The sequence below is a fragment of the Bacillus sp. UNCCL81 genome (assembly GCF_900112535.1).
GTDB lineage: Bacteria > Bacillota > Bacilli > Bacillales > Bacillaceae_G > Gottfriedia > Gottfriedia luciferensis_B.
Genome location: NZ_FOMF01000005.1, coordinates 108,781 through 127,596 on the forward strand (window position 1 = coordinate 108,781; position 18,816 = coordinate 127,596).

Annotated in this window: 18 protein-coding genes and 1 riboswitch; of the genes, 13 read left to right on the forward strand and 5 right to left on the reverse strand. The window is 33.3% G+C overall.

Features of this window, described 5'->3' with window-relative positions; translation table 11 throughout:
- Positions 1-190: 190 nt before the first annotated feature.
- The gene (locus BM319_RS24720) at positions 191-361 is read right to left on the reverse strand and encodes a hypothetical protein (RefSeq protein WP_175403452.1); all 171 of its coding nucleotides are present in this window, start codon (positions 359-361) and stop codon (positions 191-193) included.
- 386 nt (positions 362-747) lie between these two features.
- On the opposite strand from BM319_RS24720, the gene BM319_RS12540 reads away from it, so the two are divergent.
- Together BM319_RS12540 and BM319_RS12545 are read left to right on the forward strand one after the other, a co-directional pair.
- A complete protein-coding gene (locus tag BM319_RS12540) occupies positions 748-1,749 on the forward strand; it encodes a WxLIP family cell surface protein (RefSeq protein ID WP_069032750.1) in 1,002 nt (333 codons plus the stop codon).
- 38 nt (positions 1,750-1,787) lie between these two features.
- Entirely contained in the window at positions 1,788-3,866 is a 2,079-nt protein-coding gene (locus tag BM319_RS12545) for a WxL domain-containing protein (protein ID WP_091022931.1), read from the forward strand.
- A 155-nt stretch (positions 3,867-4,021) separates the two neighbouring features.
- Here BM319_RS12545 and thiT read toward each other — a convergent pair whose 3' ends face one another.
- Positions 4,022-4,603 carry an energy-coupled thiamine transporter ThiT gene (thiT, locus tag BM319_RS12550; protein WP_025568568.1) on the reverse strand — a complete coding sequence of 194 codons (582 nt, stop codon included), beginning with the start codon at positions 4,601-4,603 and terminating at the stop codon, positions 4,022-4,024.
- A gap of 219 nt (positions 4,604-4,822) precedes the next feature.
- Positions 4,823-4,927, reverse strand: a riboswitch (TPP riboswitch).
- A 352-nt stretch (positions 4,928-5,279) separates the two neighbouring features.
- On the opposite strand from thiT, the gene BM319_RS12555 reads away from it, so the two are divergent.
- From BM319_RS12555 to BM319_RS12565, 3 genes are read left to right on the forward strand one after another with little or no spacing between them, the layout of a single operon-like run.
- Entirely contained in the window at positions 5,280-5,756 is a 477-nt protein-coding gene (locus BM319_RS12555; protein WP_025568569.1) for a low molecular weight protein-tyrosine-phosphatase, read from the forward strand.
- Between the two features lie 13 nt (positions 5,757-5,769).
- Positions 5,770-6,309: a hypothetical protein gene (locus BM319_RS12560; protein WP_025568570.1), complete on the forward strand. Its 540-nt coding sequence runs from the start codon at positions 5,770-5,772 to the stop codon at positions 6,307-6,309.
- Between the two features lie 17 nt (positions 6,310-6,326).
- Positions 6,327-7,208, forward strand: a complete 882-nt coding sequence (locus BM319_RS12565; protein ID WP_286143752.1) for a YihY/virulence factor BrkB family protein — start codon at positions 6,327-6,329, stop codon at positions 7,206-7,208.
- 307 nt (positions 7,209-7,515) lie between these two features.
- Here the strand turns inward: BM319_RS12565 and BM319_RS12570 are convergent, their stop codons facing one another.
- Entirely contained in the window at positions 7,516-9,435 is a 1,920-nt protein-coding gene (locus tag BM319_RS12570; RefSeq protein ID WP_025568572.1) for a heavy metal translocating P-type ATPase, read from the reverse strand.
- A 494-nt stretch (positions 9,436-9,929) separates the two neighbouring features.
- On the opposite strand from BM319_RS12570, the gene BM319_RS12575 reads away from it, so the two are divergent.
- The 7 genes from BM319_RS12575 (at position 9,930) to BM319_RS12605 (ending at position 16,903) form a co-directional block, all read left to right on the forward strand.
- The gene (locus tag BM319_RS12575) at positions 9,930-10,862 is read left to right on the forward strand and encodes a C40 family peptidase (protein ID WP_091022933.1); all 933 of its coding nucleotides are present in this window, start codon (positions 9,930-9,932) and stop codon (positions 10,860-10,862) included.
- Between the two features lie 140 nt (positions 10,863-11,002).
- Positions 11,003-11,947, forward strand: a complete 945-nt coding sequence (locus tag BM319_RS12580) for a DMT family transporter (RefSeq protein ID WP_025568574.1) — start codon at positions 11,003-11,005, stop codon at positions 11,945-11,947.
- 120 nt (positions 11,948-12,067) lie between these two features.
- Positions 12,068-13,000 (forward strand): carbohydrate ABC transporter permease, encoded by a 933-nt coding sequence (locus BM319_RS12585; protein WP_029715291.1) that lies wholly within the window; start codon positions 12,068-12,070, stop codon positions 12,998-13,000.
- Entirely contained in the window at positions 13,000-13,830 is an 831-nt protein-coding gene (locus BM319_RS12590; RefSeq protein WP_069032754.1) for a carbohydrate ABC transporter permease, read from the forward strand. Before BM319_RS12585 ends, BM319_RS12590 begins: the two co-directional genes overlap by 1 nt.
- A 15-nt stretch (positions 13,831-13,845) precedes the next feature.
- Positions 13,846-15,120: an ABC transporter substrate-binding protein gene (locus BM319_RS12595; RefSeq protein ID WP_025568577.1), complete on the forward strand. Its 1,275-nt coding sequence runs from the start codon at positions 13,846-13,848 to the stop codon at positions 15,118-15,120.
- Positions 15,121-15,347: 227 nt separating this feature from the next.
- Positions 15,348-16,394 (forward strand): LysM peptidoglycan-binding domain-containing protein, encoded by a 1,047-nt coding sequence (locus BM319_RS12600; RefSeq protein ID WP_025568578.1) that lies wholly within the window; start codon positions 15,348-15,350, stop codon positions 16,392-16,394.
- A 167-nt stretch (positions 16,395-16,561) separates the two neighbouring features.
- Entirely contained in the window at positions 16,562-16,903 is a 342-nt protein-coding gene (locus BM319_RS12605) for a DUF805 domain-containing protein (RefSeq protein ID WP_069032757.1), read from the forward strand.
- A 48-nt stretch (positions 16,904-16,951) separates the two neighbouring features.
- On the opposite strand, the gene BM319_RS25250 is transcribed toward BM319_RS12605, so the two are convergent.
- Complete coding sequence (locus BM319_RS25250; protein ID WP_091022935.1) at positions 16,952-17,398, reverse strand: VanZ family protein; 447 nt, start codon at positions 17,396-17,398, stop codon at positions 16,952-16,954.
- Between the two features lie 213 nt (positions 17,399-17,611).
- On the opposite strand from BM319_RS25250, the gene BM319_RS12615 reads away from it, so the two are divergent.
- Positions 17,612-17,956 carry a DUF805 domain-containing protein gene (locus tag BM319_RS12615; RefSeq protein ID WP_069032759.1) on the forward strand — a complete coding sequence of 115 codons (345 nt, stop codon included), beginning with the start codon at positions 17,612-17,614 and terminating at the stop codon, positions 17,954-17,956.
- Between the two features lie 97 nt (positions 17,957-18,053).
- Here the strand turns inward: BM319_RS12615 and BM319_RS12620 are convergent, their stop codons facing one another.
- Positions 18,054-18,797 (reverse strand): gamma-glutamyl-gamma-aminobutyrate hydrolase family protein, encoded by a 744-nt coding sequence (locus BM319_RS12620; protein ID WP_069032760.1) that lies wholly within the window; start codon positions 18,795-18,797, stop codon positions 18,054-18,056.
- Positions 18,798-18,816 lie beyond the last annotated feature (19 nt).

Here is an 18,816-nt window from a genome sequence, read left to right on the forward strand (position 1 = left end):
TCATGAGTAAGTAAAATAGCAAAATGATGAAAAGTACTTACTCATAAAGGGTTCATGAGTAAGTAAAATGGCAAAATGATGAAAAATACTTACTCATAAAGGGTTCATACTTGGCAATGATTGTATTAACACTAACTGACAACCTCACTTCTCAAAAGAATAACCCCCATCCCTAAGGATGGGGGTTATTCTATGAATGATCATTTTCTTTAGGCAGGGAAAGTTTCGGATCAATTCTAAGTGCATCATTTCTAAGTGCATCATCCTCATTTAAAGCATTTTTCAATAATAAAAATAGTGACCCAATCATACCAAGAAGAATAATTACAAAAAAGAAAAAGATGATTACATCATAGACCAATGTTAAAACCCCCTTCGAAACTTTTCTGTATTCATATATATGACTGAAGAAAAGGACAGATAACCAAAATTCACAAAGTGTTCAAAATTTAAATGCATATTTAAAATGTGGATAGAATGCTTTTACTATTTAGTTGGATTAATTTAATTAAAAGTAAGTGACATCAGCATTTGTAGCAGTTAAACCTAAAATATTAAGAAGAACAACCAAAACAAAAAACCAGTTAAAACTCAGCGTGATTACCGTTGACATAGGTAAAAAATGTCGTTGAACCATCGAAGTTAATCATGTTACATTTTTCACATATTTAACTGTAAGTTCAATAAAATAACAGTTACCTAAACTGCATGAAATTTTTTAGTCAAAATCAAAAAAAGGAGCTATCTATGAATGTACTAAAAAAATTTATGATTATTTTATTTCTAATTAATATTAATAATTTTCATGCAAGTGCAGCTGAGATGAATTTTGCCGTATCGCCTGTTATTCCAACTAATCAAATTGATCAAAGCAAAACTTATTTTGATTTGAAAATGAAGCCAGGCCAAAAACAGATCTTGAAAGTTCAAATAAAAAATAATACTGATAAAAATATAGTTGTTGAAGCAAAAGCTAATTCAGCGATTACAAATAGTAATGGAATTGCGGATTACAGTATTTCAAATCCAAAAGTAGACAATACGTTAGATATTCCTTTTACTAATATAGCTAAGGTAAAAAAAGAGACGAAAATTCAAGCAAAAAGTGAAGCAACAGTAGAGATTACGATTGAGATGCCTAAGCAGCAATTCGATGGTGTTATATTGGGTGGACTCCATTTTAGTGAGGAAGAAGACGGGGGACAAGCTAAAAAAGAAGATGGAAGCATTCAAATAAAAAATAAATATGCGTATGTTATTGGTGTTTTATTAAGAGAAACCGATAAAGTAATCAAGCCAGATTTAAAATTAAATGAAATTAAACCAACACAAATCAATGCACGCAATGTTGTAACTGCTAACTTACAAAATATAGAGCCAGCTATGCTAAAAAATTTGAGCGTAGATGCGAAAGTATATACGGAACAAGGGAAAAAAATCCTACATGAAACAAAAAAAGAGAATCTAAGGATGGCACCTAATTCAAACTTTGATTATGCAATTAGTTGGGATCGCCAAGCGTTTGAATCAGGTACTTACCGTTTAGAAATGAAAGCTACCGACGGAGAACAAACTTGGGATTGGACAAGAACATTTACCATAAGGGACAATACAGCCGAGAAACTTAACACTACTGCTGTAGACGTAGAAAGAGACTATTCAATTAGGTATCTCATTGGAGGGAGTCTATTTTTTTTACTGATTATATTTATATTCTTTTTGGTTAGACGTTCAAAGAAAAAAGATTGAAATAAATACTATATTTAAATTGGAGAGGAAGAAATAGATTGGTTAGAAAAAGAAAAATACTTTTTACAGCAACTGTTTTTGCTTCTATTTTTGGAGTGATAGTAAGTGGTATTCTACCAAAATCAGCCGAATTACAAGGGATGTTCAAAAATAATATTGTTGAAGCAGCAACACTTCCAAATTTAGTAGAAAACCCTACATTTAATTTAGATCATCAAACCACAACTATTCCATTCTGGGCATTTACGGGGTATTTTAATGAGGGACAGCCTTCTGAACCCTATCTGTTTGATTTGGTAGAAGATAATGGTTGGTATAAAGTATCTGGTAGTCCTAAATCAAAAGCCTATGTTAAACCTTCTGGCGATGGAATTTTATTAAAACTATTGAACACTGCTTCATCTCAAGAGTATATAGCGATGAGACAACGAGTCAAAACAATTCCAGGAAAAACATATACTGTTAATTTGTCTTTTAAACTTATTGAAAATACTAATGACAAACTAAGATACGACTGGTTTGTAACTGACAGAGAAACATCTACCAATTTAACTGACAGAGGATTTAGAGAATACACAGGGCCTCAAGACGCAACCACTACTTTCACAGCGATGGGGAATGAATCTAATTTAGTTATTAGTTTCGATGATTATGTCCTAGGTCCTATTGATGGCTATTCAATCTTTAAAGTTGTAGATGTTTCTGTAACGTTATTAGATACAGAGGCACCAAAAATAACGGGTGCAAATGTGACCACTCCAGAAGGGTATACAGGTGGCACAGCATGGACCAATAAAAATACGTCGATTCATTTTACAGCAACTGACGATAATGGAATCGATCCAACAACATACGAAGTATCAACAGATAATGGTAACACATGGAGTACAAATGGTTTAAGTAATCGTACTATAACCGGAGTAGACTACACGGTTACAAACGAAGGTACAACTAATATTCAAATACGAGTAAAAGATGATTCTGGAAACCAAAGTAATCCAGGAACAGATACAGGTTCTAAGTTTACAGTTAGGATTGATAAAGAGGCACCTATTACCAACTATGTTGAAGGGGAATTATATAACAATATTACCGCAGAAAACATTACTTTTAGTGACACTCTAAGTGGGATAAACACAGCATTTTTAGATGGTATAAGTATTACTTCTGGGACAGTCAATCCACAAGATGGGGCTCATAACTTAGTGATTACTGATCATGCTGGTAATAAAAAGGATATTAGCTTTACGGTGGACAAAACAATTCTACCTCCAGAGGTGAACCCAATTAAAGATGTGAGTACAAGGATAACTGGAACTGCTGAACCGAATAGTACTGTAAATATAAAATTACAAGACAATTCGATTCTAACTACTACAGCCGGAGCAGATGGTTCATACACGGCAAATGTTACACCAAAGACATTGTATGCAGGAGATGTAGTGAGTGTAACAGCAACTGATGTAGCAGGGAATACGAGTACAGAAACAAATGTAACGGTAACAGCAGAATCAAAAATGCCAGTCGATCCAATGAATCCAACGAATCCTGTAATGCCAGTAAATCCAACAGATCCTGAAGACCCTCATGAACCAGGGACAAAGAGTGCATTAAGTATTGACTATGTATCAAACTTCCGTTTTGGCGAGCAGGAAATTTCAGGTCAAAACAAAGTTTATACTGCACAATTAGATCAAGTAAAGCAAGCTTCAAATGAATCGATTATTCAAGTACCAAATTTCATTCAAGTAACTGACCATCGTAGAACGAATACAGGATGGAAATTAACAGTTCAACAAAATGGCCAATTCAAGAGTGGGGTTAATGAGTTAACGGGTGCGGAATTAAAATTAACGAATCCATTTTTAAATTCAACCACTGCTGTTCAATATAAACCAGAAGCAAATACAGTCATATTAGATCCAAATGGAGCTCCACAAGATGTAGCTTTTGCAGATCAAGGTAAAGGTCTTGGAACGTGGACGATTGCATATGGACAGAATAAAACAGATGGTGCGACTAGTGTGGCACTTTTCGTACCAGGCGCGGCTTATAAAGTAGTTGGTGCACAATATAAGACGTCATTAACTTGGACATTAGCAGATACACCACTTTAAAATTATGTAAGAGTATTTCAATTAATGGAAAAAAATAACCTAAAAACAGAAGGCTTATAAATAAACGGAAATAGAATCCATTTGCGAATATAAAAAGAGAACCCCTTGAAGTAGGCAATAATTTCTACTTTAAGGGGTTTTCATTTCTTTTTAAATTAAGCTGCTTGATTTCGGTTCTTTTTAACATGAACAAGAACTGGTGCAGATGAAAGTAAAATGATTAATAGAACTGCACTTATAATAAAGGAAGGAACCATGTACCAAGCATTATATACTAATGAATAAAGTGAAACTGGAGTTCCTTTTGGAGCGTAAGAACCATAGAACACAATTCCAGCAATAAAATGGCAGATGAAACGAGCTAACGAGCCGATAAAAGTTCCTAAAATGATATAAGCTGCTGCACTTTTTTTATTACCATTTGCTAAACTATTTTTTATTTGTTTATAGACAAGACCAGCTAACCCGAGACTTGTAAATGCGACAATATAGTCTAAAAATACTTGGATTGGATGAACAAAATATAACTTAGTAACGATTTGTAGTGCTGCTAATAATAAGCCAGTAATTAAACCTTGTTTTAATCCCCAACGAAAAGCAATTAGAAAAACTGGAATCATTGATAATGATACAGAGCCACCTTGAGGTGCAGTAAATAATGGTAAAAAATCAAAAATGATTGCTAGTGCTGCACACATTGCTATTTCTGTCATTAATTGAATCTTTGATGTCTTCATATATATTTCCCCCCTTTATCTTGTGGACAACTTAAGTAGTGAAACATATTAATGATGTTTGGGCGAATAGTCGCACACATTTTGTAATGTCTAGTTCCAGCGCTTTTCCCTTTCTGGTGCCAGGGCAAAAACGAGCCGTTTCCACATTTCGAACTAGGGAGATTTCAGTAGGAATAAATAAAAAAAGCAATACTGGGTAGCATGATGATCCCGGCATTGCTTTTCATCGTGCCACATTCCTACGTTAGTACTAACTAACAGGTTCAGAGGGTAAGAATAGCTAATCTATTCACTCTCAGCCAAATGGCTCCCCTTGTGGTTTTAGCTTACATTTAGTTGTCTTTACTAAATATAGTCAAGGTCATTTAAAAATACAATTAATTTATCTTTAAAAATTTAAAAATATTTAGCGATTGTTAATGGAATCTGTGTAAGATTTGCGAAAAACATTAACAGAGTTAACTTTTTAGATAATCATTAAAATTATTTTTAAAAAATGAGTGTAATCATAGCTATTATGTAAAAAATAAGCATTATAACTTTTATCTTATTTATACTGGTCATAAATTATTCACAATGGCTTGCTTTTCATTTTAAAATTTACCGTGTAGAATGAATACGAAAGAAACAGCTAAATTTTGGCAGAAAGTGTAAATAATTTGAAGGAGACATTGAGATGATTCAAGTATTATTTGTCTGTTTAGGTAACATTTGTCGATCGCCAATGGCTGAGGCTGTTTTTCGTCATTTAGTGACAGAAAAAGGGTTAGATAAACAATTTATGATAGACTCAGCTGGTACTGGAGATTGGCATTTAGGTCACCCTCCTCATAAGGGAACACAAGGTTTATTGGGTGAAAAAGGTATAACTTGCGAAGGTATGAAAGCTCGAAAAGTGACAGAAAATGACTTTAAATATTTTAGTTATATTGTTGCTATGGATGCACAGAATAAAGAGGATTTAATGAATTTAGCAAGAAATAATTGTATAGGAGAGATTTCACTACTTTCAGATTATGTTCCAGCATCAATGTGGAAGGAAGTGCCTGATCCATATTATACGGGTAATTTTAATGAAGTATATGACATCATTACAGAAGGATGCTCTCATTTACTTCAGCATATTTTAAAGCAACACCAATTAACAGTTTAGAGGAGGATGTAGAATGTCAAAACGTAACAAAGCTTTACGCAATATTCTAGTCGGAGTCGCAATTGGTGCAGGAGTTACTCTACTTAACAAGGAAAATCGTGAGAAAATCTCACGTAAAGGAAGAAGCGTAACAAACAAATTAAATCAAATTAAAGAAGATCCAGAAATCGTAAAAGGTGCTGTTCGAAATCAATTGAGAGTAGTACAAAGCTCAGTTGAGAAATTAGAAGGCAATGTACAGCTTGTAAAAGATAAATGGATCGAAATTAAAGATTCAACATTAAATAAGTTTGATAAAGGCTCTTCTAAAGTATCAGAAAAAGCAGTTGAAGCTGTAGAAGCGAAAATTGAAGATTCAATCGATTTAGAAGAAGGTAAATCACAAATTTCAGCGACTTCACTAGAGGTACACCATGAAAATGAATCTTCTGAAACTGACGAGCAGTTAGAAGCTACTCTTGAAGGTATTGAAGATTTAACTGATGAAAATGCAGATGAAGTACAAGAGAAAGTAGAATCAATTTTATTGGCAGGTAATACATCTAAAGAATAACAATTGAAGGTGTCAATTTGATTAAGAAAAAGAATTCTATTGTAGCATTTGTTTGGGATTTAGTGAAAAAGTGTATGGAAGACGAAATAGTATCTCGTTCAGCAGAGCTAGCATATTACTTAATGCTATCTCTTTTTCCATTTCTACTTGTTCTAACTCAAGTCGTAACCTATTTACCGCTTTCTACTGATCAAATATTGTCATTCTTGAGTCAATATGCTCCGCCAGATGCTATGGCTATTATACGAAGTAACTTGCAGTTAATAATCGGGCAATCACATGGTGGAGTTTTATCAGTAGGGTTAATTGCAACTATTTGGGCTGCGTCCAATGGGATTAATGCAATCATCCGAGCACTAAACGATGCGTATGATGTAGAGGATAAACGGAATTATTTTGTTACAAGAGGAGTTTCAATTCTTTTAACAATTATTATGATTTTTGTAATTGTCTTTGCATTATTAATACCAGTGTTCGGGAAAGTAATTGCTAAGTCTGTATTTCAATTTTTAGATATATCTCAGGATTTCTTATATACATGGAGCTTAATTCGCTGGTCACTAAGCTTTGTGATTCTAATGATTGTATTTACTGTTCTATATTCCATTGGACCGAGTAAAGTAGTTCACATTAAAAAGGTGTTTTTTGGTTCATTATTTGCAACATTTGGATGGATCATTTCTTCATTTGGATTTGCTTTTTACGTTGATAACTTTGGTAATTACACAAGTCATTACGGTAGTTTAGGTGGAATTATTGTCTTGATGATTTGGTTTTTTATTTCAGCAATGGTTGTGATTATTGGTGGAGAGCTTAATGCACTAATAAAGCAAAGACAGTATGGTAATCACAAAGCAAAACCAAAATTAATTGACCCTAATAATCCAAATCCAAAATAATTTCTTCTATAATATAAATGGAGTTTTCTTCCATGAGTAGTCTTATTTTAGAGAGGTAAACTAAAAAAGACTTCAAAAAGGGAGGAACTTTAAAATGAGTAATAATAAGAAAAACCATAATGATAAATCCAATAAGAAACAAAAAAGTAGCTCTCATCCAAAGGGCAAAACTAGCGGTTCGGCAAACGGACATAATGATTACCATTAATTTATAAACTGACTAAAATAGTTGCTTTTCCTGCTAAAAAGCTCATTACAGTTCAGTTTAGAAGAAAAAGCATCGTACAATTTTGTACGATGCTTTTTTTTAATCTCTTAATAATCTTAATGAATTAAGAATAACTAAAATTGTACTTCCTTCGTGACCGATTACTCCGTATGGTAAATCAATGATTTGTAGGAAATTCGAGCAGATCAGGAATGCTATTACGCTTAGTGAAAAGATAATATTTTGTTTTACGATCCTGTTCATGCGTTTAGATAAAGTGATTGCTTTTGATATTTTTGTTAAATCGTTTTTCATCAAAACGACATCTGCAGTTTCTAAAGCAACTCCAGTTCCTCCACCCATTGCAATTCCTACATTTGCAGTTGCTAAAGCAGGGGCATCGTTTATACCATCACCAACCATTGCAACTTGACCATAGTTGTCTTTTAGCTTTTTAACAATCGAAACTTTCTCATCAGGTAAGCAAGATGCAAAGTATTCATTGATTTCACTTTCGGCAGCAATTGCTTTGGCCGTTTGTTCAGAGTCACCTGTAATCATGACTGTCTTAACACCTAATTTATTTAAAGTAGATAAGGCTTGTTTTGATTCGTTACGAACTAAATCTTTTAATGAGAAAATCGCAACAACTTTATCTTGAGTACCTACATAAACAATTGTATTTCCTTCTTGTTCCCATTTTTGTTCAAAATGAATTAGCGGATTTTGTTTCATTGTTACGAATTCTTTTTTACCTACTCTATACTCAGATCCATTTAAAATCGCTGATACTCCGAAACCAGGATGGTCATCAATTTGTTCAAATGAAGAAGATACTGTGATTCCTTGTTTCGTAGCGTATTCAACAATTGCTGAAGCTAGAGGATGAGTTGAGTATCTTTCAATTGAAGCAACGATCGATAATAACTCTGTACGATCAAAATCTTCTATTTTCTCAAAACCAGTTACTTCTGGCTTACCAATCGTTAAAGTACCAGTTTTATCGAATGCGATTGCTTTTAATACACCTAATCGCTCTAAATGAATACCGCCTTTAACAAGAATTCCCGACTTTGCTCCATTCGAGATTGCAGATAAAACAGCTGGTGTAATCGATGCTACTAATGCACAAGGTGATGCAACAACTAGTAAAATCATTGCTCGATAAAATGTTGTTGTCCATGACCAATCTAATACAAAATGCGGTAAAAACATCATGAATACTACGGCAATTAATACTCCTTTAACATAAACACCTTCAAATTTTTCAATGAATTGTTGAGAAGGTGTTTGTTCACTTTGAGCTGTTTGAACAAGATTAATGATTTTTTGGAAAAGAGTCTCATCACTATGTTTCGTAATTTCTACTACTAGTGTTCCTTTAATGTTGATTGTTCCTGCAAACACTTCATCATTTAAGTTTTTAACAACTGGTATTGATTCGCCTGTAAGAGCAGCTTCATCTACTAATGTTTCGCCCTTAACGATCTGACCATCAGCAGGAATACGTTCTCCAGCTTTAATTAAAATATAATCACCAATGTTTAAACTTTTAATGCTGACAACTTCTTCAACTTCATCAACTAATCGAATTGCTGTTTGTGGCTGAAGAGATAATAATGAAGAAATCTCTTTATTTGTTTTATTTAACGTATATGTTTCGAGTGCGCCGCTTAATGCAAATATGAAAATCAGTACTGCCCCTTCAGTCCAATATCCAATTGCAGCTGAACCAACTGCCGCAATAATCATTAGCATTTCAACGTTTAGTTCCTTTTCAGCAATCGTATCTTCAATACCTTCCTTTGCCTTTGCATATCCTCCAATACAAAATGCTAAAACATATAAAATGATCGACATGATTGAATTATCGTTTTTAACGAATGAAGCAATTAGAATTAATACACCAGAAACTAATGCAGCAATTAATTCTCCATGTTTTGAAAGAAATGATGTAGATTCTACATGGTCGGCTTCATAAGTAGCATGAATCGTAGTAACTTTTGGACTTGCTTCCATAATAAATACCCCTTTCTTTTTTTTAATTGAGAAAAATAATCAAATTCACTATCCTTATAAAACGACGAAAGCTGCCGTCCTAGGACAGCAGCGTACATTTTATAAGACCCCTTACTATTTATTTAATCTCTTAGTTGTGTAGTTCACAGATTTCTTAATTAAAATAATTCTTATTAAATATATATTACCACATTACTTTAAATGTGTAGAAAAAAATTTACTTTTAGATTAAAAATTTTTTAATGAATGTGATCGAGTTGTGAAAATAGAGGTACGGGTGGGCAGACATGACTTCAGTCCGCTTATTTAATTTTAACGGTTCTTTTGATTAATAAATTTTCTGATGTTCATTAAAGAATTTTAAGCTTCCAACCGATATTTATACAGTAAGGACATTAAATACATATTTGTTACTACATTAAATCCTAGTTTATCTATTTCAAATTCAAAAAAGTATAGCAAATATAAATAAAAATAAAAAGCTGGTGGAGATTTTGAAAAAAAAAATTATACAATCGATTGCAATTATAGGATCTGTTTCATGTATTAATTCTATGGATCTATTAGAAGCGGATGCAGAAAGTACAATTACAAATCAACCTAAAGAATTGATTTCATACGTGGATCACTATATCTCAACAGGGGACGGCGTACGTATTCGTTCAGGGGCAGGAACGAATTATCGTATTTTAGGAAGCGTAAATAAGAATGCTAAATTAGATGTCATATCTTCCTCAAATGGTTGGTACAAGATTACTTATCAAGGAAGAACCGGATATATAAGCGGCAGTTATGTTCAAAAACAAAGAAAAATTGAAGATGAAGAACCAGTATCAAATACGAGTAAATATATTGTAACTGGAGCTACAGTAAATATTCGCTCAGGAGCGGGAACGAATTACAATATAATAGGTAGTGCGATAAAAGATCAGAAATTAGACGTTATTTCAACTTCAAATGGTTGGCACAAGATCATCTTTCAAAGAAAAACCGCTTATATAAGTGCTGGATATACTAAAAAAGAAATTGATCATTCAAATGATTCGACATACGATGAGCAAAATATGATTTCTTTTGCAAAACAATTTTTAGGAGTTCCTTACAAATGGGCAGGAGTATCTCCTACGGGTTTTGATTGCAGTGGTTTTATTTATTATGTCCTTAAGGAAAATGGTAAGCCGTATGGAAGAACAAATGTATCGGGTTATTGGCATAACAATACCTTATTCCAAAAAGTAACAACTTCACAGCCCGGTGATTTAATATTTTTTCAAAATACATATACGTATGGGCCATCACACATGGGTATTATGATAAATAAAAATGAATTTATTCAAGCTGGTAGCAGTACTGGCGTTACGATTTCTAATATAAATGACTCATATTGGAAAAATCATTTTTTAGGGTATAAGCGATTAAAATCATAATTTAAAATCTCATATAAAGATTTCCAACAATTGTCTTTAACTTCAGGCCAATCTTAAAATCAAACAGATAGAAGGAATGTCCTATAGATGATAGAATAAACTGTATTCTATAGAGAGAAAAAGGCTTATGGAGGGAAACAATGTCTGCAAAGAGATTTTTTACACATCCTTTGGGAGTGATTGCATCAGCGGTTATTACAACTTTTTTATGGGGAAGCGCATTTCCGTTTATTAAGCTAAGTTATGAGCACTTGCATATTGGGAAGAATGAGATTTGGAAACAAATGATTTTTGCGGGTTATCGTTTCTTTTTGGCCTCATTATTAATTTTAATATTTTTTACGATAATCGGTAGAAAGTTAACTTTTAAGCGAGATACTTTTTTTGTAGTAGGAAAAGTAGGCTTGTTTCAAACATTTTTACAATATGTGTTGTTTTATATTGGATTGAGTTTTTCAACTGGAGTCCAAGGCTCAATTATTGCTGGAACGACTTCGTTTTTTCAACTTTTAGCAGCGCATTTTATGTATAAAAATGATCGGTTAAATTTGCGTAAGATTCTTGGTGTAACAGTAGGGTTTGCTGGTGTAATTATCGTGAATATTACAAAGGGCACTCTTTCTTTACATTTAGGAATTGGCGAAATTTTATTATTGTTTGCAATGGCGTTTGGTGGCTATGGTAATGTACTTGCTAAGGAAGCTGCAAAGAAAGTCGATGTTGCCTATTTAACGGCATATCAAATGATGATCGGTTCAATTGGATTGTTATTAATTGGTGGATTAACGGCAGGGTTTTTACCGTTTCACTTTGATTTAAAAACGTTTGGCATGCTAGTTTATTTATCGGTGCTTTCATCTGTAGGTTTCATACTGTGGAACAATGTCATGAAATATAACCAGGTTGGAAAAGTATCAATGTACTTATTCTTAGTTCCTGTTTTTGGTGTTATTTTATCATCAATCATGCTGAATGAAGTGTTATCTTATCTTGTGTTTATTGGTTTAATAATGGTTACGTCAGGTATTATTATTGTGAATTATCAAAAGGATCAACGAAGCACTCATATGAAGAGTGCATCTTGACTTAGAATAGAATGCATTCCGAATAAAAGCAACTCTACTTTTTAATAATAAGGTAGAGTTGCTTTTTTTTTATAGATCGTTATGAAGGGAGGTACATAGTTGTCAAAGTTTGATAAAGCAATGAATAAAGAAGTTGAAACAGTTGTAGATGATGCTACTGACTTTAAGGTCTCCTATCGAAAGAAACGTAGAAATAGTGGAAGTTTTATCGTATTTGTTGGTCCAGCATTTCTAGTATTTGCAGCTTTAGTACTTATTCCATTTTTAATGGGTCTTTATTATTCCTTTACAAATTGGAATGGGGTAGTCGGAAATATCCATTATGTCGGTTTTGATAATTATAAGTACATATTTACGCAAGATGCAGACTTTAAACAGTCTTTTATTATTACCACAAAGTATACGTTTTTTGCAGTAATCTTAACGAATTTGATTGGCTTTGGCTTAGCCCTATTAGTTACGAAGGGGCTCAAATCAAGAAATATCCTTAGAACGATTTTCTTTTTACCTAACTTAATAGGTGGGTTATTACTCGGTTTTATTTGGCAATTCATTTTTAATAAAGGTCTCACTTCATTAGGAGCTGCGCTAGGTATCGATTCTCTAATGCAGTCATTATTAGGTACTGCAAACGGAGCGTTTTGGGCAATTATTATTGTAGCTATTTGGCAAGGTGCAGGATATATCATGATTATTTATGTAGCGGCACTCCAAGGTGTACCTCAGGAATTGATTGAAGCAGCTCAAGTTGACGGCGCAGATCGTTTTACGACTTTAAGGAAAATCATCATTCCAATGGTAGCACCAGCTGTAACTGTTTGTTTATTTTTAACAATCTCATGGTCGTTCAAAGTATTTGATCAAAATTTATCACTTACTGGTGGTGGACCATTTAAATCGACCGAAATGCTTGCGTTAAACATTTATACAGAAGCATTTGTAAACAATCGATACGGATTAGGAGAAGCAAAAGCTATTGTCTTCTTCGTCGTTGTCGCAGCTATTTCAATTCTCCAAGTTTATTTAACGAAGAAAAGGGAGGTTGAAGCATAGTGGAAAATGAACGATATACCGGACTGACGTTTTTGCTTGAGCTATTTGGGATTATTTTAGCGATATTTTTCCTTGTACCCTTCTACTATGTATTAGGGAACTCGTTTAAATCCTTTGCAGATATTTTGCAAAATACATCATCGCTACCAAAATCCTTAGATTTTACAAATTACTCCCAAGCGATTGCCGTCATGGATTTCTGGAGGGCTTTATTGAATTCTTTAATTGTAACAGTAGCCAGTAATGTGTTGATCGTTTTATTTTGCTCAATGGCAGCTTATAAGCTCGTTCGCACAAGGCATAAAATTTCAACGATTATTTTCTTTATTTTTGTTGCAACAATGGTAATTCCTTTCCAATCAATTATGATTCCACTTGTTAAAGTTGGAAGTACACTTCATTTAATGAATAGTCATTATGGACTTGTTGTTATGTATTTAGCGTTTGGCTCAGCACTTTCAATTTTTCTCTATCACGGTTTTATAAAAGGTATTCCAATTGAGCTTGAAGAAGCAGCGATTATTGATGGATGTTCACCATATATGGTGTTTTGGAAAGTGGTGTTTCCTTTATTAAAACCGATCACCGTAACAATAGTTATATTAAATACGTTATGGATTTGGAATGATTTCTTGTTACCATCTCTAGTTTTGCGTGATGAGGAGCTACGCACAATACCACTGGCTACTTTTTATTTTTTTGGCGCGTATACAAAACAATGGAATTTAGCACTTGCCGGATTAGTTTTAGGCATTACACCGTTATTAATCTTTTTCTTCGCTGCCCAAAAGCAAATTATTCGTGGTATTACAAGTGGCTCAATAAAGTAAGTTAAGGAGGATCATATGAATAAAAAATTATTTAAGTCGATTGCCGTTTTATCAACTAGTATGTTGTTGTTTACTGGATGTAATAATAAAAAAGAAGAAACAAAAAAGCCTGGTGCTAATGAAAAAATTACATTAAATATTTTTCAATTTAAAGCTGAAATTGCAAAAGATCTAGAGGCTTTAGCAAAGGAATATCAAAAGGAAAATAAAAATGTAACGGTAAAGGTTCAAACAGTGGGTGGGGGTGCCGATTATGGAGCAGCATTAAAAGCTCAATTTGCATCAGGAAATGAACCGGATATTTTCAATAATGGTGGATACCAAGAGGCTGTTACTTGGAAGGATAAACTCGAGGACCTGTCAGATCAAGATTGGGTGAAGGATTTATATCCGGAAACAGAAAAACCGATGACAGTTGATGGCAAATTACTCGGAATGCCTATGAACACGGAAGGTTATGGATTCATTTACAATAAAGACTTATTTGATAAAGCTGGAATAACCCAATTGCCAAAAACATTAACTGAATTAGAGGCAACAGCAAAAAAATTAAAAGACGCTGGCATTACACCATTTTCAGTTGGCTATGGTGAGTGGTGGATTTTAGGTATTCATTTATTAAATATTCCATTCGCACAACAACCTGACCCAGATAAATTTATCGCCGATTTAAATGCAGGGAAAGTAAAAATCCCTGATAATGATAAATTTAAGGAGTTTATAAAATTATTTGATTTAACGATTAAATATGGAAATAAAAATCCATTAACAACGGATTACAATACACAAGTTACAAATTTTGCATCTGGAAAAACAGCTATGATGCAACAAGGAAACTGGACACAAGGTATGATTGATGGCATTACACCAAATATGAAACTTGGTCTTCTACCAATGCCGATTAATGATGACAAAAATGCAATGGATAAAATCCCTGTCGGTGTACCTAATAACTGGGTAGTTAACAAAAATTCAAAAAACAAAGAAGAAGCGAAGAAGTTTTTAAATTGGATGGTTTCCTCTGATACAGGCAAAAAATATATCGTTGAAAAGTTTAAATTCATTCCAGCAGTTAAAACAATTGAAGGAAAAGGCTTAGGCCCAATTGCTGATGATATTCAAAAGTACTCAGCTGAAGGCAAAGTACTTTCATGGAACTGGTTTAAGTATCCAAACGGAGCAACAAATGAATTCGGTGCTTCAATGCAAGCATATGTTGGAGGACAAAAAAATCCACAGCAATTACTACAATCACTTCAGGATACTTGGGATAAGTTAAAGAAACAGTAGAATAGTGAAAACCAAGGCGAATCTTATTTCGAAATAATTTCGAATGAGGTTTGTCTTTTTTGTATGCATTTTTAAACCTTTTGTTTGTTGAAGATTTATCAATTGGAAGATTTTATGTGATGAACTCAATTAATTATCGTGATATAGTAATTATCGTTGCGAATATAAATGAAATTCCTGAGTTTAACCTAGATCAATAGATTAATAGTAAGGGAGAGTAATCAAATATGAAAAAATCGATTAAAAATGTTATTTTATCAACTGCGATTGTCATTTCTTTAGGAACAGTAGTTGGACCAGCTAATGCTGCTTCTGTTGTTTATAAAGTTAAAAAAGGGGACACGCTTTACAAAATTTCAAAAACATATAAAACAACTGTTACAGAGCTTAAAAAGCAGAATAAATTAAAATCGAATTCAATTCGAATTGGACAAAAATTAATTATTCCTACTAAATATAAAGTTGCTACAAAAAAGCCAGCTACAAAAACGATTAGTCCCGTGAAGCTTCCAGCAAGTGAATCAGTAAAAAAGATGGCATTAGAAATCACTTCATGGTATGAAACATCATCATCTGAAGCTGATGCATTTGGTGCAACAAGTGGTAATTTCGATGGAGCAGGATTATCTTTTGGCGCACTTCAAGAAAACTTTGGAACAGAAACTTTACAACCAATAATGAAAAATATGTTTGCAAATCATAATGATGTTGTCTTAAAAGCTTTTAATGGAGATACGGATTCTTATAATACATTTAAAGATGTCATTATGAACAAATCGACAAAAGAACAGGTAGCTTGGGGAGATTCAATAAGTGACCCTAATAATAAATACCAAGTTGTAGAGCCTTGGAAGACTTATTTTAAAAATCTAGGTACGAGTAAAGAATGTATTGATGAACAAATTAATGCTTCAAAATGGTACTTCGATCAAACAGAAAAGTATTACAAAACATTCGGATTATGGACAAAAAGAGGATATGCACTAATGTTTGATATATTTGTTCAAAGTGGTGCGATATCGGATAAAACGACAAATTTAATATTAAATGACTTTAAAAAAATTGATACAAAAAACATGACAAAAGAACAAATCGAAACGAAAAAAATGAATATTATCGTAAATCGTCGTGCTGCAGATGTAAATGAACAATGGAGAGAAACTTGGAAATCTAGAAAATCAGTAATTGCGAACGGCAGCGGAACAGTTGTTGGTTATGGAGATTTCTTTGATGTAACTCCGTATGGTGCGACGTTAACACATGTTAATAAATAAGTTATTTGATGAGGGAGTCCGAGATTTTGGACTTCCTTTTTTATTTGTTCACTGATTATCTTTCAATTTTTTTAAAAGAAATATGTGATTTGATTTTTTTATGGGAATATTAAAAAAGAAGTATACACTAGCTTTTGGATAAAATAATTTCATAGGAGAGATTAGTTGTGCAATGGTATTTAAAAGTATTAAAAAATTATGTAGGATTTCATGGTAGAGCGAGTCGAACTGAATTTTGGATGTTCTTCTTGATTAATGCAATTATTACTTTTTTACTTAGTTTATTAGATAACTTTGCAAATACAGATAACATGATTTCAGGAATTTATGGTTTGCTTACTTTGCTACCACTAATTGCAGTCGGTGTTCGCAGATTACATGATATTGGTAAAAGTGGTTGGTGGTATTTAATTAGTTTAATTCCGTTTATAGGAACAATTATTTTATTAATACTTGCTTGTTTTAAAAGTGAAGATCACGAGAATCGTTTTGGACCAGTTCCAAGATAGATTCAATTTAATAATGTTCATTGGGTATTAGGATAAGACTTAAATGTATTACTTCTTAAATAAATTGATCATTGAAATTTTATACCCAATGTATGTCCCTATCGTATTTAAAATAACATCATCTATATCTGAGGTTCTAAAAGACATCATAAATTGGACAACTTCTATGCTTATGGATAAAAATAAGCCAATCAGTATAATTTTTTTTGATTTCTTAATGGATGTCAAAATAAACCCAAATGGTACAAAAAGAATGATGTTTCCAAAGATATTAACGATAAATTGTTTAATGCTGCTAAACTCATTAAACAGTTTGATTAATGGGATTAAATTTAATCCACCCTCAGAAACACCTATTCCTAAAGAAGCGACTGGAAAAAATGTAAACCTAAAAATAAACAAAAGTGAAAAAATTAACAGTAAATATTTTATGAAAATAGGTTTCAAAATAAATCTCCCAAAAAATGTTTTAATTAATAATAAGCTATTATACATTAATAATTTTAAATTTCCTCAATAAACTGTTCATTAAATGATGATCGCTTTGGCCCAGCACCGAAATAATCTAAGCTTAATACCCGCCTATTTTTAGGCGGTTTTTTGTGTTAATTCAAAATTGATTGTCCTATTATTAAAAATTAATAATGTTACATGGGTATTAAGAATAGACTTAAATGTACCGTATTTACTTCTTAGGAGGGATCCATCGTGGAATGGTATTTAAAAGTATTAAAGAATTACGTAGTATTCAGCGGAAGAGCTAGAAGAACAGAGTATTGGATGTTTTTCCTGTTTAATGCCATTATCACTATTATACTTTCGATTTTACAAAGCATTGCGGATATCGATAATATATTAACTGGAATTTACGGACTTTTGACGATATTGCCATCTTTAGCAGTAGGGGCCCGCAGATTACATGATTCAGGTAGAAGTGGCTGGTGGCTGTTAATTGGAATCATTCCGTTTATTGGTACGATTATTCTTATAGTTTTCTTCTGTTTGGATAGTGAAGAGGGAGATAATCGATTTGGGGCGAATCCTAAGTATTAGCGATAGGTTATAAAGAGTATGACCGCCTTGTTAAAGGCGGTTTTTTAGTGTTCATAGGATTGTAAAATTTATAAAAAAAAGGTTGTTCATAAGTCAGTTACTCTGACTTATGGACAACTCTTTCTCTTTTTTCACAAGCTGTTTTGATAAGCGTATCAAACAGACGCTGCATTGTTTCGTGTTTCTCGCTCATTGATTCTGGATGCCACTGGACCGCCACCAAATATGGATCGTCACTTCCTTCGATTGCTTCAATTATCCCGTCATTTGATCGTGCGGTGATTACCAGACCGTCACCAAGTTCATCAATTGCCTGATGGTGCAGGGAGTTCACTTTGATCTCATTTGTGCCAATGATCTCATGCAACTTGCTTTCTCTAATTGATACAGTGTGAAAAGGGAGGGAGCGCGGAACTGTCTGCTCATGTCGCATCATGTGCGAGCAATGTGTTTCGATATCTTGAATGAGCGTCCCACCACATGCGACATTAATAAGTTGCAGTCCACGGCACACACCAAAGATTGGTTTTCCTGTTTTTCGAACGGCGTGAAATAAAGTGAGCTCAAATTCATCGCGATCGGTTTTAAAAAAGCCGATTTTCGGATGTGGATCTTGCCCGAAAAAGACCGGGTCCAAGTCTTCACCCCCACTGAAAATGAACCCGTCACAAAGATTTACATAGCAATTGATTGCATCTGGATCGCTAATTGTCGGTAGTAGAAGTGGAATGCCACCACCACGTTCAATGGCTTGGTGGTAATCCTGGTGGATATACACTCCTTCCATATTATTGTTATGTTTCACATAGGATGTTGTAATCCCGATGATTGGTTTTGTCATGTTTTTTCATCCTTTCGAT

What these genes read in the sequence shown, in the direction of transcription:
- BM319_RS12560 (WP_025568570.1), top strand. Translation starts at nt 5,770, where the DNA reads ATGTCAAAACGTAACAAAGCTTTACGCAATATTCTAGTCGGAGTCGCA.
- BM319_RS12555 (WP_025568569.1), top strand. Translation starts at nt 5,280, where the DNA reads ATGATTCAAGTATTATTTGTCTGTTTAGGTAACATTTGTCGATCGCCA.
- BM319_RS12595 (WP_025568577.1), top strand. Translation starts at nt 13,846, where the DNA reads ATGAATAAAAAATTATTTAAGTCGATTGCCGTTTTATCAACTAGTATG.
- BM319_RS25250 (WP_091022935.1), bottom strand. Translation starts at nt 17,398, where the DNA reads ATGTATAATAGCTTATTATTAATTAAAACATTTTTTGGGAGATTTATT.
- BM319_RS12580 (WP_025568574.1), top strand. Translation starts at nt 11,003, where the DNA reads ATGTCTGCAAAGAGATTTTTTACACATCCTTTGGGAGTGATTGCATCA.
- BM319_RS12570 (WP_025568572.1), bottom strand. Translation starts at nt 9,435, where the DNA reads ATGGAAGCAAGTCCAAAAGTTACTACGATTCATGCTACTTATGAAGCC.
- BM319_RS12540 (WP_069032750.1), top strand. Translation starts at nt 748, where the DNA reads ATGAATGTACTAAAAAAATTTATGATTATTTTATTTCTAATTAATATT.
- BM319_RS12600 (WP_025568578.1), top strand. Translation starts at nt 15,348, where the DNA reads ATGAAAAAATCGATTAAAAATGTTATTTTATCAACTGCGATTGTCATT.
- BM319_RS12585 (WP_029715291.1), top strand. Translation starts at nt 12,068, where the DNA reads ATGAATAAAGAAGTTGAAACAGTTGTAGATGATGCTACTGACTTTAAG.
- BM319_RS12620 (WP_069032760.1), bottom strand. Translation starts at nt 18,797, where the DNA reads ATGACAAAACCAATCATCGGGATTACAACATCCTATGTGAAACATAAC.
- thiT (WP_025568568.1), bottom strand. Translation starts at nt 4,603, where the DNA reads ATGAAGACATCAAAGATTCAATTAATGACAGAAATAGCAATGTGTGCA.